Here is a 15,004-nt window from a genome sequence, read left to right on the forward strand (position 1 = left end):
ACGGGGCATTCGCTGACGGAGCCGGCGCGGCGGGCTCAGACCTCCGCGACGGCCCGGGCGATATCCGTCGGGCCCGACACCAGCTCGAGCGTCCTGCCGAAAGTAGTGCCGGCGCCGAGCATTTCGGCGATCACGGCGGCGACATCGGCGCGCGGGACGGCTCCGTACTCGCCGGGCGCCTCGACCAGCGTGACCGAGCCGGTGCCGGGATCGTCGGTGAGGCGGCCGGGGCGCAGCACGGTCCAGTCCAGGTCGCGGGCGCGCAGGTCCTCCTCGGCCTGGCGCTTCGCCTCGAGGTAGGCGGCCCACACCTCGCCCCGGGCGGGATCCGGCGTCCGGTCGGTGCCCATGGCCGAGATCTGCACGAAGCGGCGGACTTTCGCCTGCTCCGCCCCCTCCGCCAGCAGCACCGACCCGTCCCGATCGACGGTGTACTTGCGGTCCGCGGTGCTGCCCGGTCCGGCACCGGCGGCGAAGACGACGGCGTCGGCGCCGGCGACCGCGGTGGCGACCTGGGTGACGGCGGCATCCTCGAGGTCGATCGGCACCGGCCGCGCCCCGGCCGCCACCACCTCCGACGCGTGCGCCGGGTTGCGAATCAGGCTCGCCACCTCGTCGCCGCGCCGGGTGAGCGCCTCCGAGAGCAGGAGTGCGATCTTGCCGTGTCCGCCCGCGATGACGATGCGCATGGTCCTCCGTTTCGTCGGTCCGAATAGGCCGCGACGGGGTGCCGCGGCGAGGGAAACGCACGGCAATCCTACGGACCGTTTCGTCCGGGGTGCCGCAGGCGGACGACACGCGTGGCGGGCCGCCGGTATCAGGACGTATCCCGGACCTACTCGCCGGTATCGAACCGGACTCGCGATGCCTACGAAACGAATACACCGCAGGGGCAATCGATTCCGTCTGGGTACTCTCTAAGTCACCTGACCAGGCGGGCCCGGGGAGTCAATGGGCCGGGACCGTTCGGCGGAGGTCGGGTGTGAACTCACATGGGGGTGAGTCATGCGTGTCTGGTGCGTCCTCGTCACCGGGGTGCTGATCGTGTGCGGACCGGCTACGGCCGTGGCACAGGGGCAACCACCACCGATACCCGCGCTTCCGGGGCCGCCCGCGCCACCGGCGATGTCGGTTCCGTCCCCGGTGCCGGGACTGCAACAGTGGCTCAACGCGGTCGTCCCGCCACCTCCGATCGGCTCGCCTCCCTCGCCGGTGGAGACCGGAACCGTCCTGGATCAGGGCCTGCGCACGGCCCCGGCGCCGGCGCAGAGCTCGCAGGCGGAGCGGCTGCAGCAGGCGGTGATGCCGAAGGATTCGGGCGATCCGCTGTTCGACGTGTGGCCGCCGAATCTGGAGTCCTTCACGCCCGGCGACGTGATCGAGGTCCGCGATGTCACGGCGGTCGCGGGGCCGATGCTGCTGGTTCCCGTGCGGCAGGTGCTGCAGATGAAGTTCCGCACCACCGACGCGCACGACGCGCCGTCCTTCGCGACCGCGACGCTGGTCGTCCCGGTGGGCGCGTGGACCGGTCCCGGCAGCCGCCCGGTGCTGGTGAACAACCTGCCCATCGATGCGCTCGGCCGCAAGTGCACACCGAGTTACACGCTGTCGCACGGATTCTCGCCGGACTCCGGCACCACCGAATACGTCCCGCCGACCACTCAGCTGGCCGTGCTGCGCGGCTACGCGGTGCTGATTCCCGATCACGAGGGCCCGCGGATGGCGTACGCCGAGCCGTACGTGGCGGGGCACGCGGTGCTGGATTCCATTCGCGCGTCGCGCAATCTGTCCGCCGGCGAGTTCGCGGAGAGCCGTTACGCCATGCACGGCTACTCCGGCGGGGCCATCGCCACCCGGGGCGCGGCCGCGCTGATCGATTCCTACGCACCGGAACTCGCCGCCTCGATCGTGGGCGCCGCGCTCGGTGGCGTGCCGGCCGACTACGAGATGCTGGGCCGCAGCATGAACGCCAACCTGGCCTCGGGCATCTTCCTGGCCGCCACGTTCGGCGTCGCCCGGGAGCGTCCGGAGATGCTGGCCCGGATGAACAATCTCGCCCGCTGGGCGGCGATCTCGCCGCTGAAGGACACCTGCGCGGGCACCTTCGCCATCCCGGGCGCGCTGATGCTGCCGATCGATCTGGCCTCGCAGATCCCCGACCCGCTGCACAGCGAGATCGCCACCGAGATCTACGACGTCACCCGGATGCGGGGGATGAAATCGGCCGTGCCGCTGTATGTCTACAACGGCGAACAGGAGTGGTGGATCCCCGCCGAGGGGGCACGCGCGCTCTATCGCGAACAGTGTGACCTGGGCGTGCCCGCCGTCTACCGGAGCGTCCTCGGCGAGCACATCACCGCCGCGGGCATCGGCTATCCGGAGGCCGTGCTGTGGGTGGATCAGCGCCTGCAGGGCGTTCCGGCACCGAACGAATGCTGAACACCGGTCGGCCGGGCGGGCTTTCGCGAGCCCGCCCGCCGGATCGGCCGTCCCGGGCGCACCGGAAATTATCCGTCAATTGTCCCGCGTGAATTTGTGTGCAGGCCCCAGTATTACGACCCGGGCGTCATGAATTGTCATCGGATTCTTGGCGTCCCGGGACCGCGGTGCTTCCGTGGCCGTACCGTGATATGAGCGCGGCGCCGGTGTTTGCGCGGTCGGCGCCGCGCCTGGCTTCGGCACACCGTACCCGACCAGGAAGGAGGCGCCGGTTCGTAGCCGGGCCGGCCCACCGTCGGGCGGGACCCCGATTTCGACAAGACCGCCCGTCGGCGCACAGTCGCACCGTGGCATGTGGACTATCCAACCCCTCCGTTGCGCGGTGCGCGTGCGCAGCAGTGGATTCACCTGCCGGGCGTGACCTCACCCCCTGGCGCCCGGCGGGCACACGCCGCGGTCACGACTGTCTGGAGCGACCCGATGACATCTACCGCACCGGTTCTGAGTTCACTTCCCTTCGGTTCGGCCGGCCGGGCCGAGGCGTCCCCCCGCGGCGCGGCCCCGGGCGTCCTGGCGGGGAAACTGACCGAACACTTCCGCGCCGACGCCGACCGGCCGGGCGCCGACGCCGAGGGCCTGACGGCCGGCGTCCGGGAATGCCTGGTCCTGGCCCTGCACGTGCTGTCGGCGCCGGAACCGCAGGACGCGGCGCGGCTGTCGGAGCTGGTCGGCCGGGCCGCCGAATGGGCCCGCGAGGGCATCGACCTGGATACCGTGCTGCGCACGTATTACGAGGCGGTGCGCCGCGGCTTCGAGCAGGTCGCCGGCGAACAGCGGTGCGGCCCGGCCGAACTGATGGACGGGACGGAGCAGACGCTGCGGCTGCTGGAGACCGTCACCGTCGCCACCTCGTCGGCGTATCTCGACGAGCACCGGCACGCGGCACGCCATCATCAAACGGCCGCACAGACTCTCGTGACGGCGCTGCTGAGCGGGCACGGCCGCGAGGCGCTGGCCCGCCGGACCGGGATCAGCGTCGCCGCCGCGTATCAGGTGGTGGTGCTGTCGGTTCCGCCGCATCCGGGCGAGCGGGACTCGCGGCTGAACACCGAGGGCGTCGCCCGGCGCAAGCTGCGGCGGCTGCAGAGCGCGCTGGCGCCGGTGCTGGGCTCGCGGGCGCTGTCGCTGCTGTCGGTGGACGGCGGCACGATCCTGGTGCCGATCGAGGAGCCCGTGCCGCTCACCGGCGGCCTGGCGATGACCACTGAGACCCTGGACGTGCTGTCGGCCGCGGCCTCGGTGCCGCTGACGGCCACCGTGGTGACAGGCGCCACCGAGGACATCCCCGAACTCGCCGAGCAGGCCCGGGAGCTGCTCGAACTGGTGCGGGCCCTGGGCCGTCCGCCGGGCCTGTACCGGATGGCCGACGTGGCGGTGGAATATCAGATGACCCGGCCCGGCCCGGCCCGCGAGCACCTCGCCGCGGTACTCGCCCCGCTGTCGCCGCATCCGGAACTGGTGGATACGCTGCGCACCTTCCTCGACACCGGGCTCGACCGCCGCGGCACGGCCCAGCGGCTCGGCATCCACCCCAACAGCGTCTCGCACCGGCAGCGCCGCATCGAGCGGCTGACCGGCATCGATGTCTCGCATCCGGACGGCATCTCGCGGGCCAGCCTCGCCCTGCTGGCCTACGATCTCGCCGTGGTGTGCCCGGCGGACGGGGCTCGCCGGTAGGTCCGGCGAGCCCCGTCCGGAGCGGTCGGACGGCCGGGCCGAACGGCGCCACCAGCAGGGGCGGCAGGCCCTCCGGCGTTATCGTGCCGATCAGGGGGACGCCGGCGGCGGCGTTCTCGGTGTGGACGCGCTCCGGCGCGATGCCGCGACCGATCAGCCACCCGGCCATGGCGTCGGCCTCGGTGACACCGCCGCTTCGATCACCGCGGCCACGGCGTCCATGATCGGATCGCCCAGGGCGGCAGGAGCGTTCAGGAATATCGCGGCGGCGAGCGCGGTGCAGGTCAGGGCACGGGCACCGGATCGCGGCGACGGGATCGTGGTGTGCGCCATCGGAACTCCCGGGGGAACCGCCGGAATCGGCGGAGCGGAATACTGGGAAAATAATGCACCCCCTTGCCGTGATCGGATCGTGATAAATTGCGGCGCTGGAAAATTCACGGCCCACAGCCGGTGCAATTGTGAACGCGACAGCCGATTGCAGATGTGATCCCGCGCCGCGCGGAATTTCACCCGTCGTGAACTGTCACTGTGCGTCCGGGTACCGCTCGTGACCTTTCGAAGACCCTGCTGTGGTTCGTATCCGGCATCCGTGCGCCGACCTAGCGTGTGAGCGCAGTTCCGGACGGCCGGTCGAAATCGCCGTCCCCCACCGGAACCGGAGAACGCCGTCGTTCTGTAGGAAGGCATGGAATGAGACGAAATACCCGCCGCAGGCCGTTGAGCGCCGCGGTTCTCGTGGGAGTCTCGCTGTTGGCAGTGGGTTTCGGCAGCGTGGGCGCCGGCGCCGATCCGGCCGAGCAGCAGGCGCCGACCGCGCAGCAACTGGCCGATCTGATCGGGCAGGGACTGAAGGATCCGGCCGCACATCCGATCGCCGACACGGGTAGCGCGGGGTCCGGGTCGTCGTGCAATTCGGGCAGCGGCGCCGGATCGGGCAACGGATCCGGTGACTGCTACGGCGGATCGGGATCGAGTTCGGGCTCGTCCGGAGGGCACTCCTCGGACACCGTCGGCTACGGCCCGCCCTCCACATCCTTCCTGGCGGCATTCGGCCAGGCCCTGTTGAATCCGAACATGGCGCCGCCGGGTTCCAACGACTGGAACTGCAAGCCGACCGCCGAACACCCGGAACCGGTGGTGCTGATCCACGGCACCTGGGAGAACGCGTACGACAACTTCGCGTACGTCTCCCAGCCCATCCACGACGCCGGCCACTGCGTATTCACGTTCAACTACGGCCGGTCCAACCTGCTCGAGGGCGGCGGGCTCGGCTCGGTCCTGCCCGGGGCCAACGGCACCGGTCTCATTCAGGATTCGGCGAAGCAGATCGCCACCTTCGTGGACCGGGTGCTCGCGGCGACCGGCGCGCAGAAGGTGAACATCGTCGGGCATTCGCAGGGCGGCGCCGTCTCGCGGCAGTACCTGAAGTTCGAGGGCGGCGCGTCCGAGGTGCACCACCTGATGACCTTCGGCGCCACCAACCACGGCACCACGCTGGACGGCATCGGTGCGCTGGGCCGCGCGATCAACAATTTCGGCATCGACGTGCTGGGGTTGATCGAGATCTTCGTGGGCCACTCGGGCATTCAGCAGACGGTGGGCTCGGACTTCGTCAACCAGCTCAACGCCGGCGGCGACACCGTGCCCGGGGTGGACTACACGGTGGTCGGCACCCGGTACGACGAGGTGACGACGCCCTACGATCTGACCTTCCTGACGCCCGGGCCGGGCGCGACCGTCCGCAACATCACGCTGCAGGACGGCTGCGAGCAGGATCTGTCGGATCACCTGACGCTGATGTACTCGCCGCGGGTGCTGTCGATCATCCTGAACACGCTGGATCCGGGGCAGCCGGTGCAGTGCACCTTCAATCCCTGGCTGGTGGGCGGCGGCGGCAAGCTCTGACGCCCGATCGGTGGCCCGCCGGGCGGCGAGATTCGCGCCGCCCGGCGGGTGCCGGCCTGTCCGGCCGTCTCATTCGACAGCGGCGTCATTCGACCAGCGGCGTCATTCGATACAGGAGATTCGAGATGATTCGCACACTGCTGCGCGGCAGCGTGATTCCCGCCGTGCTGGTGGCGGCCGGCGCCCTGCTGGGGGCGGCGCCGGCGGCCGCGGAGGCGCCGGACGGCTCGTCGGTGACCGGCACGTGGCCGGTGGACGGGCGCACCGTGCAGTTGCGGGTGCACTCCGCGGCGATGAACACCGACATCATGGTGAACGTGCAGCGCCCGGCCGACACCGGCGCGCCCGCCCCGGTGCTGTATCTGCTCAACGGCGGTGGGGGAGGCCAGGATACGGCCACCTGGCAGCGCAACACCGATGTGCTCGGGTTCCTGTCCGACAAGCAGGTCTACGTGGTGCAGCCCGTCGGCGGCAAGTGGAGTTACTACACCGACTGGCGCGCGCCGGACCCGAAACTCGGTGTGTACAAATGGAAGACGTTCCTCACCGAGGAACTGCCGCCGCTGATCGACGCCGAATTCGCCACCACCGGCGCGAATGCAGTTGCGGGGCTGTCCACCTCGGGCACCTCGGTGCTGCAGCTGCCGATCGCCGAGCCGGGGCTGTACCGGGCGGTGGCCGCCTACAGCGGCTGCGCGCAGATCAGCGATCCGCTCGGGCGGCAGTTCGTGAAGATGTCGGTGGAGAGCTGGGGCGGCGGCGACACGGTGAACATGTACGGCCCCGACGACGACCCGATGTGGGCGGCCAACGATCCCTACCTGCACGCCGACGGGCTGCGCGGGCTGGCGATGTTCATCTCGCATTCGTGGGGGTACTGGCAGGATGCGCTGAAGCGGTCGTGGCCGGTGCTGGCCTCGGGGCTCGGCGTGCCCGTATGACCCGGCGTGCCCGTATGACCCGGCTCCTGCCCGCGACCGTGACGGCGGGGTAATACACTTTTCGTCGTACAGCCGAGTCGGCGCCGCCTCGAGACGGTGCCGGAAATGTCGAACGTCGGCGTTTCGAACGAGAGCGACAAGGCGGTCGGAGCGGTGCAGATGAGCTGGGCAGCAGGCGTCGGAGCCGGTACGCGAGCCGGAGGCGGTATGCGAGCCGGAGACCTGGCGGCGATCGGTGGTGGCAGGTGACGGCGGGCGCGCTGGACGCCGAGCCGGTGACCGAGTCGGCCGCGCCGCAGCCGCCGCTGGAGAAGTTCGGCTTCTCCGAATTCCGGCGCACGGCCGTGATCGGGACCGTGCTCGGCGCGTCGGTGAGCCGCCGGGTGGTGCGCGGCGGCCTGCGCCGGGCGCGGCGCCGGCGGGCGGTGGCCGACGGGATGGTCGACGGTTTCGAGTCGCTGGGCCCGATGTTCGTCAAGCTCGGCCAGCTGATCGCGTCGTCCCCGGCGTCGTTCCCCCGCGAGCTGGCCGATGCCTGCCTGCGCTGCCTCGACGACGTGCCGCCGTTCCCGGGCGTGGCCGCCCGCGCCATCGTCGAGGCCGATCTGGGCCGGCCGATCGACGAGCTGTTCCGCGAATTCGACGACGAGCCGCTGTCGGCGGCGTCGGTCGCGCAGGTGCACGGCTGCGTGCTGGCCGACGGGCGCCCGGCCGTGGTGAAGGTGCAGCGTCCCGATATCGCGCGCCGGATGATCGTGGACCTGCGCGCGGCGTACCGGCTGGCCGGGCAGTTGCAGAAGCGCTCGGAGAACGCGCGGGTCGCCAACGCCGAGGGCGTGGTGCGCGATCTGTACGAGACCACGGTCGCCGAGCTGGACTTCCGCAACGAGGCCGACAACCAGACCCGGGTCCGCGGCCACCTGCGGGCATTCGGCGACAATACGAATATCGTTGTGCCCGAGGTGTATTGGGACTACTGCGGGCCGCGGGTGCTGTGCATGGAGCGGATGCGGGGGATGCCGCTGGATCGCTTCGACGACATCCGCGCCGTGCACCCCGATCCGGAGCTGCTGATCCGGCGGCTGGTCAAGGCGTGGGTGGAAAGCGTTGTGGTGCACGGGCTGTTCCACGGCGACGTGCACGCCGGCAACCTGTGGCTGCTCGACGACGGCCGCGCCGCCATGCTCGATTTCGGCATCGTCGGGAAGATGACGCCGCAGTGGCGCGCGTTCGTCGGGGCGCTGTTCCACGCCAGCGCGATCGACGGCGACTTCCGCCCGGTCGCCCGGGCGCTGCGCGAACTCGACCTGGTGGGCAGCGATTCCGGCGACGACGCCACCGTCGGCCGCCAGCTGGCGACCGCCCTGGCCCCGGTGCTGTCGGGCAAGCTCGCGCAGCTGGACATGGGCAAGGTGGCCGCCCGCCTGGTCGAATTCGGGAAGCGGCGCGGCGCGGCCGGCCCGGAACAGCTCATCCTGATGGGCAAGCAGCTCGGCTACTTCGAGCGGTACGCGGTGGCCCTGGCCCCCGGCTGGCGCCTCGGGCAGGATCTCTACCTGTTCCGCAACATCTTCCCGGACGAGGTGGCGGCGAAGGCGGCCGAGCGGGGCGTGGACCTGCCCGCGGACTGACGGCGGGCGAGCCGAAAGGGCGTGTCATGAGCGAATCCGATTCGGCCGACCTGCGGGAACGCGCGGCCGGCGGGGACAGCGAGGCGATCGACGAGCTGATCGAGCTGGCCGTGGAGCGTGGCGATATGGCCGAGCTGCGCCGGCTCGCCGATGCCGGCAGCCACGACGCCGCCGACGAGCTCATCGCGCTGGCCGCCGAGCACGGCGACATGGGCGAGTTGCGGCGCTGGGCCGACCACGGCAATGCCGACGCGGCCGCCGAACTGGTCCAGCTGGCGATCGAGCAGGTGGACCTGGTCGAGTTGCGTAGGCTCGCCGCGGGCGGTAACCGGGACGCGGCCGACGCGCTGGCCGAACTCACCGCCGAATAGCGCGACCGCACCCGCGGTGTGGCATGGGTCACACTTGAATTCGACGCAGCGTCAGGTTCTAGCGTGGGGTGCGCACACCGGGAGGAGTGAGGCGTGGGCGAGCGGATGTGGCGGATCGGGGAGCTGGCCCGGGAGACCGGGGTGACCACCCGTGCGCTGCACCACTACGACCGGCTCGGCCTGCTGGTGCCGTCGTCGCGGACGTCGGGTGGTCATCGGTGCTATACGGGGGCCGATGTCCGGCGGCTGCATCGCATCGTGGCGTTGCGGGACTTCGGCTTCCGGCTCGACGAGATCGCGGCCCTGCTGGACGCCGAGCCGGAAGCCGATCCGCGCGAGGTGGTTCGGCAGCAGCTCGCGATCGTCGACGAACGAATCGCCCGGGCGGTCCGGTTGCGGTCGCGGCTGCTCGGTGTGCTCGGCGGGCTCGGCACGGTGGCCGAACCGTCGGTGACGGAGTTCCTGCAACTGATCGAGGAGACGATGACGATGAGCCGGCCACTGACCCAGGAGGAATTCGACCGGATGCGGCAGCGCCGCCAAGAGTTCGCGGCGCAGCTGAGCGCGAAAGAGCTTGCGGCACTGTCGAAGCGGCGCGAGGAGGCGCTGGCCGTGCTGAGCCCCGAGCAGCGGGAGCGGATGGAGCGGGAGCGTCGCCGCGTGCTGCCGCCGGGGTGGTCGCCGCCCGCACCCGGCGCCGCACGACCGTGAGGGCGACTCCGGTCGCGGCGACCGCCGCCACGACCGGACCCGGTGCGTACGAGCCGAACAGGCCGTAGACCGCACCTGTCGGCACGGGTGGTACGAAACCGCCCGGGCCGCCCGTCGTACGGACATCTCGTCCGGCCATTCGCGGCGCCGCCTCGGGTCCCGGTGACATGAATGATGCCCGCGCCGGGACAGAACCGGTACGTGGAGCCTGCGGCCGATGGCGGTGACGAGCGGCCCGGAGTCGGCGGATGGGCTTTGGCCCCGGCGGAAGAGGACGATCGGCCGTCTCGGGGCGGTACCGGGCGGGGAATGCTGGAAACGGTCGGGGCGGCCCCGGAGTGGGCCGCGGCGACATCCGAGAGGGGACCGATGATGTCGAACGCGCATCCCGACCGCGACACCGTGCACGGGGCGCTGGCGCTGGCGGTGCGGGCGCCCTCGGCGCACAACACGCAGCCGTGGCTGTGGCGGGTGGGCGACCGCACCGTCCACCTGTACGCCGATACCGGCCTGCGACTGCCGCACACCGATCCCGGGCAGCGCGACCTGGTGCTGAGTTGCGGTGCGGCACTGCATCATTTCCGGGTCGCCGCCCGGGTGTTCGGCTGGGACACCGTGATGCACCGGGCGCCGAACCCGGCCGATCCGGATCATCTGGCCGCCATCGAGTTTCGCGGCGCCGCATCGACGGTCGAGGCGGTGCGGATGTCGCGGGCGATCACCCGGCGCCGCACCGACCGGCGCCGCTACGCCTCCGGGGAGCTGCCGGCCGCGCATGTGGCGGCGATCGTCGCGGCCGGGGAAGCCAACGGGGTGCCGGTGTGCGACGTCGAGTCCGGATAGCCCAGGGAACGGTTGCTGCGAGCGTTCGAGGAGGCGTTCCACGACCACGCCGAGGACCCCGGGTACGGGGCGGAACCGGCGTTGTGGAGCGCGCGGCATGCCGATCCGGCGGGTGTGCCCGCCCGCAACGCGGTGGTCGTCGTCGACGCGACGGTGCGGCCGTTCTCGAATCCCGTTCTGTCGCAAGCGGTCGTCCGGGACATCGGTGCCACCGACCGGATGCTGGTGCTGAGCACGACCGGCGACGACCGGGTGTCGTGGCTGCGGGCCGGCGAGGCCGCGAGCGCGGTGCTGCTGACCGCGACCACGCTCGGCCTGGCCACCTGTGCGCTGACCGAACCGCTGGAGTCGCCGGGCATCCGGGACCGGATCCGCACGGATGTGCTCGACGACAGCGGATTTCCGCAGTTGATCGTCCGGATGGGCTGGGCCGCGAACGGTTCCAGGCCCGTCCCGGCCCCCCGGCGGTCCCTCGAGGATGTGCTACGGCCCCTGTGAGTGCCGCGCCGTTCGGCCGCCGATATCTGCCGCCGGGCGAGGGATAGGTGCCGGTCCGGTGCACGGATGAGCAGAAGGACACCCGGCGTCCGGGCCCTCGGCCCCTGTCGGGGCCGCCGGGTGCGGCACACAGTGGGGAAACACCGAGACGGCAATAAGAACGGGCAGATCGGGCATTGCCGTGGTGGGAGCACCGTGCCGTGGGAAGAGAGCCGATCGATGAACAACCTCGAGCCACAGCTGCTGTCCCTTCTCGACGCCCTGCGCCGGGACGTGGATGTCGGCACCGTCCGGTCCGGCGTGGCGGCGCTGGCCGACGCTGTCCGCGCGCTCCCGGCCGCCGACCCGTCCCGCCGCGGACTGTACGGGCTGTTCGAATATTTGGACGAGACGACCGAAGACGCGGCCGCCGGCGGCGCGGCTTGGCGGGCGCAGGGACGCGTGGCGATGGAGAACGCGCTGCGCGCGGCGCTGTCCGCCAACCGCCGCGACGGCTCGGTGCTGACCCTGGCCTGCGTCCGCGCCGAACTGGAGCGCCTGGCGGCCCGCATCACCGCCCTGACTTCCGCCGACCGCAACCCCCTGCACGCCCTGCTGTCCTACGTGGATATGAAGAACCGGCAGTCCCTCGCTCTGGCGATCCGACGTGATTGGGGCGAACCGGGCGTCGCGCGCAGATTCGAAATGAGGAGGGACGAAATAGGCACGGACGAAACGGGCACGGACGAAACGGGCACGGACGAAAGCGGCGGCGGGCGCCGGGTGAAGCGGGCGATGGTCACCCGGCCGCGGCGCCCGGAGCACGGGTGAACCGGAGCGTGACGAGCTGGAAGGGCCGCAGGCGCAGGCGAACTCCCGCGTCCGCCGCGGTCGCCGAGATATCCTCCGGTACCGGTCGCTCCAGCAGATCGCAGGTCCGGAAGCCGGTGGTGTCGAAGCCGGGGGAAATCAACGCGGTGGCTCGCCCGCCGTGCGCCTCGTAGACCCGGAGGACGACATCGCCGCTGCCGTCGTCGGCGAGCTTGACCGCGCTGGTGACCACCGCATCGTTGTCGACCGAGAACAGGGGTTCGACCGCCTCGGCGACGGCCGGTCGCGACGGCGCGAGGTTGATCCGGTAGCCCTCGCGCACCGCGTCCCCGAGCGAGCCGCCCGGCAGCAGGGCATGCCGGAACCGGTGGACGCCGTGATCGGTCTCGGGATCGGGAAACCGCGGTGCCCGCAGCAGCGACGCCCGCACCGTCGTGGTCGTCCCGCCGTCGGCCCGGACGGTGCGGGTGACGTCGTGCCCGTAGGTGGAGTCGTTGACCAGCCCCACACCCCACCCCGGCTCGGCGAAGTGGACGAACCGATGGTTGCAGGCCTCGAACTTCGCGTACTCCCAGCTGGTGTTGGTGTGCGTGGGCCGGAACAGATGCCCGAACTGGGTCTCGGCGGCGTAGCGATCGGCGTGAATGTCCAGGGGGAAGGCGAGTTTGAGGAATTTCTCGGTCTCGTGCCAGTCGACGGTGGTCTCGATGTGCAGGCTCCGCGCACCCGCCGGCAGCGTCAGCGTCTGTTCGGCCGTCGAGGACCCGAACGACCGCCCGATCCGCACGGAGCCCGTATCATGCTCCGCGACAACGGAGTCGGCGGCGATCAGATCGGTGACCCGGTTCCGGTAGAACAGATCGACATCCCAGGCATCCCACGAGTTCGGGTAGTCCTGGTGCAGCTGGAGCAGATTCGCGGCCGAGCCGGCCGGCACCGTCTCGCGCCCGCCCGCCGGGTCGACCACCGAGACGACCAGGCCCCGCGCGTCCACCTCGGCCCGAAGCAGCCCGTTGTCGAGCACGAATCCACCGCCCGCCCGTGCGGTGACGGTGCACGGGTCGCCGGCCCGTTCCGGCGCGGCCGCACCCGCCGGAACGGACCGCCACGCATGCGGCGCCGCATTGAAGACGTTCGGCCCGGCCCGCTCACCGCCGAGCGCCCACTGGGCCCGCTCGATGATCGCCGTCAGCTCCTCGGCCACCTCGGCGTAGTTCCGCTCCGCCTCGCGATGCACCCAGGCGATCGACGACCCCGGCAGGATGTCGTGGAACTGGTGCAGCAGCACGGTTTTCCAGAGGCGGTCCAGGGCCGCGTACGGATACTCGCGGCGGTCGCGCACCGCCGCCGTCGCGGCCCACAGCTCGGCCTCGCGCAGCAGATGCTCGCTGCGCCGGTTGCCCTGTTTCGTCTTCGCCTGGCTGGTCAGCGTCGCCCGATGCAATTCCAGGTACAGCTCGCCCACCCACACCGGCGGATTCTCGTACTCCGCCTCGGCCGCGGTGAAGAAGTCTGCGGGCGATTCCCACACCACCCGCGGCGAGCCCTCCAGATCGGCCATCCGGGCGGCCTTGGCGATCATCTCCCGCGTCGTCCCGCCGCCGCCGTCGCCCCAGCCGGTCGGCGCCAGCGATCGCGAGGCGCGGCCCTTGTCCTTGAAATTCCGTGCGGCGTGCGCGATCTCGTGTCCCTGCATCGAGCAGTTATAGGTGTCGACCGGTGGGAAGTGGGTGAAGATCCGGGTGCCGTCGATCCCCTCCCACAGGAAGGTGTGGTGCGGAAACGGGTTGATCCGGCTCCACGAGATCTTCTGTGTCAGCAGCCGGTCCGACCCGGCGGCCTTGATGATCTGGGGCAGCCCGGCGGCGAATCCGAACGTGTCGGGCAGCCAGGCCTCGCGGTTCTCGATGCCGAACTCCGCCAGGAAGAACCGCTTGCCGTGCACGAACTGCCGCGCCATCGCCTCGGAGCCCGGCATATTCGTATCCGACTCCACCCACATGCCGCCGGCGGGCAGGAACCGGCCGTCCGACACCGCCTTGCGCACCCGCTCGTACACCTCGGGACGATGCTGTTTCAGGAAATCGTATTGTGCCGCTTGGGACATCGCGTAGACGAACTCGGGCTCGTCGTCCAGCAGCGCGGTCATATTGGCGGCGGTGCGGGCGACCTTGCGCACCGTCTCGCGCAGCGGCCACAACCATGCCGTGTCGATGTGCGCGTGCCCGACCGCGGAGATCGCATGCGCCGACGGCGCCGCGGGCCGGGCCAGCACCTCGGCCAGGCAGGCGCGCGCCGCCGCGGCGGTGCCGTTCACATCCTGGAGATCGACGGCGTCGAGCGCGCTGTCGATCGCCCGGGTGATGTCGTGGCGGCGGCCGGAGTCCTCGGGCAGTTCGTGCATCAGCTCGCCGAGCACCTCGAGGTCCTGCACCAGGTGCCAGACCCGATCGTCGAAGACCGCGAGATCCAGTCGCCCGAGGCGGTATTGCGGTCGGTCGCCGGCGGTCGGCTTGTCTCCCAGCGGATTCGGCGTGAAGAAGGGAATGATCGGGTTCGACGCGGCCTCGACGTGCAGGACGACCCGTTCGCCGCCCGCCGCGGGGGCGGCCACCCGCACCCACTGGTTGCGCGGTTGCAGACCCTTGACCGGCGACCCGTCCGGCCGATACACCAGACCCTCGCACTGGAAGCCCGGCATGTTGCGGTCGAAGCCCAGGTCGACGATCGCCTCGACGGTTCGCCCGGCCCACGCGGCCGGAACCGTCCCTTCCACCGTGAGCCAGCTGGTTCCCCACGGTGCTCCCCACGCGGCACCGGGCTCGACGGGGGTCCGGGGCGCGGCCAGGCCCTCGGCGACCGGCACCGGTTCGTCGGGCGCGACCCAGAGGGATGCGGCCATCGGCACGGATTCGGGATAGATCGCCGGGACGATCCGCTCGGGGAGAACACGGTGGAGGCGATCCTCGATCAGCCGGCGGTCATCGTGCATGGCGGTGGCTCCCCTCGGACGGCGGTGTGATCGACGAACCGCCCTCATTCTCTACCAGCCGGCGGCACGGAGTGAGCGACATCGCCCGCGGTGGACCGGGACTACGGAGCCCGCGGCGGACCG

The 15,004-nt window shown here is 71.1% G+C and carries 13 protein-coding genes; 10 read left to right on the forward strand and 3 right to left on the reverse strand.

The window, feature by feature from the left end:
• Positions 1 to 35: 35 nt before the first annotated feature.
• On the reverse strand, positions 36 to 689 hold the full coding sequence (locus tag D892_RS0129075) for an SDR family oxidoreductase (RefSeq protein WP_024804608.1): 654 nt from the start codon (positions 687 to 689) through the stop codon (positions 36 to 38).
• A gap of 316 nt (positions 690 to 1,005) precedes the next feature.
• On the opposite strand from D892_RS0129075, the gene D892_RS0129080 reads away from it, so the two are divergent.
• The gene (locus D892_RS0129080) at positions 1,006 to 2,439 is read left to right on the forward strand and encodes a lipase family protein (RefSeq protein WP_024804609.1); all 1,434 of its coding nucleotides are present in this window, start codon (positions 1,006 to 1,008) and stop codon (positions 2,437 to 2,439) included.
• 480 nt (positions 2,440 to 2,919) lie between these two features.
• Entirely contained in the window at positions 2,920 to 4,176 is a 1,257-nt protein-coding gene (locus D892_RS0129085; protein WP_024804610.1) for a CdaR family transcriptional regulator, read from the forward strand.
• Positions 4,177 to 4,329: 153 nt separating this feature from the next.
• Here the strand turns inward: D892_RS0129085 and D892_RS0129090 are convergent, their stop codons facing one another.
• Positions 4,330 to 4,509, reverse strand: coding sequence for a hypothetical protein (locus D892_RS0129090; protein ID WP_024804611.1), 180 nt, complete (start codon positions 4,507 to 4,509; stop codon positions 4,330 to 4,332).
• Positions 4,510 to 4,869: 360 nt separating this feature from the next.
• Here D892_RS0129090 and D892_RS0129095 point away from each other — a divergent pair, with 360 nt between their 5' ends.
• The 8 genes from D892_RS0129095 (at position 4,870) to D892_RS0129125 (ending at position 11,889) form a co-directional block, all read left to right on the forward strand.
• Positions 4,870 to 6,084, forward strand: coding sequence for a triacylglycerol lipase (locus D892_RS0129095; RefSeq protein ID WP_024804612.1), 1,215 nt, complete (start codon positions 4,870 to 4,872; stop codon positions 6,082 to 6,084).
• A 125-nt stretch (positions 6,085 to 6,209) separates the two neighbouring features.
• Entirely contained in the window at positions 6,210 to 7,025 is an 816-nt protein-coding gene (locus D892_RS0129100; protein ID WP_024804613.1) for an alpha/beta hydrolase family protein, read from the forward strand.
• A gap of 245 nt (positions 7,026 to 7,270) precedes the next feature.
• Positions 7,271 to 8,656 carry an AarF/ABC1/UbiB kinase family protein gene (locus D892_RS0129105; RefSeq protein ID WP_024804614.1) on the forward strand — a complete coding sequence of 462 codons (1,386 nt, stop codon included), beginning with the start codon at positions 7,271 to 7,273 and terminating at the stop codon, positions 8,654 to 8,656.
• Positions 8,657 to 8,682: 26 nt separating this feature from the next.
• Positions 8,683 to 9,027, forward strand: coding sequence for a hypothetical protein (locus D892_RS42385; protein WP_024804615.1), 345 nt, complete (start codon positions 8,683 to 8,685; stop codon positions 9,025 to 9,027).
• Between the two features lie 93 nt (positions 9,028 to 9,120).
• On the forward strand, positions 9,121 to 9,738 hold the full coding sequence (locus D892_RS0129115) for a MerR family transcriptional regulator (RefSeq protein ID WP_024804616.1): 618 nt from the start codon (positions 9,121 to 9,123) through the stop codon (positions 9,736 to 9,738).
• Between the two features lie 309 nt (positions 9,739 to 10,047).
• Positions 10,048 to 10,581 carry a hypothetical protein gene (locus D892_RS49775; protein WP_369801780.1) on the forward strand — a complete coding sequence of 178 codons (534 nt, stop codon included), beginning with the start codon at positions 10,048 to 10,050 and terminating at the stop codon, positions 10,579 to 10,581.
• Between the two features lie 12 nt (positions 10,582 to 10,593).
• Complete coding sequence (locus D892_RS49780) at positions 10,594 to 11,079, forward strand: nitroreductase family protein (RefSeq protein WP_369801781.1); 486 nt, start codon at positions 10,594 to 10,596, stop codon at positions 11,077 to 11,079.
• Between the two features lie 219 nt (positions 11,080 to 11,298).
• Positions 11,299 to 11,889, forward strand: a complete 591-nt coding sequence (locus D892_RS0129125) for a hypothetical protein (RefSeq protein ID WP_024804617.1) — start codon at positions 11,299 to 11,301, stop codon at positions 11,887 to 11,889.
• Here the strand turns inward: D892_RS0129125 and D892_RS0129130 are convergent.
• Positions 11,858 to 14,881 (reverse strand): glycoside hydrolase family 38 C-terminal domain-containing protein, encoded by a 3,024-nt coding sequence (locus D892_RS0129130; protein WP_024804618.1) that lies wholly within the window; start codon positions 14,879 to 14,881, stop codon positions 11,858 to 11,860. The genes D892_RS0129125 and D892_RS0129130 overlap by 32 nt on opposite strands.
• Positions 14,882 to 15,004: the final 123 nt, after the last annotated feature.

The organism is Nocardia sp. BMG51109 (assembly GCF_000526215.1).
Classification (GTDB): Bacteria; Actinomycetota; Actinomycetes; order Mycobacteriales; family Mycobacteriaceae; genus Nocardia.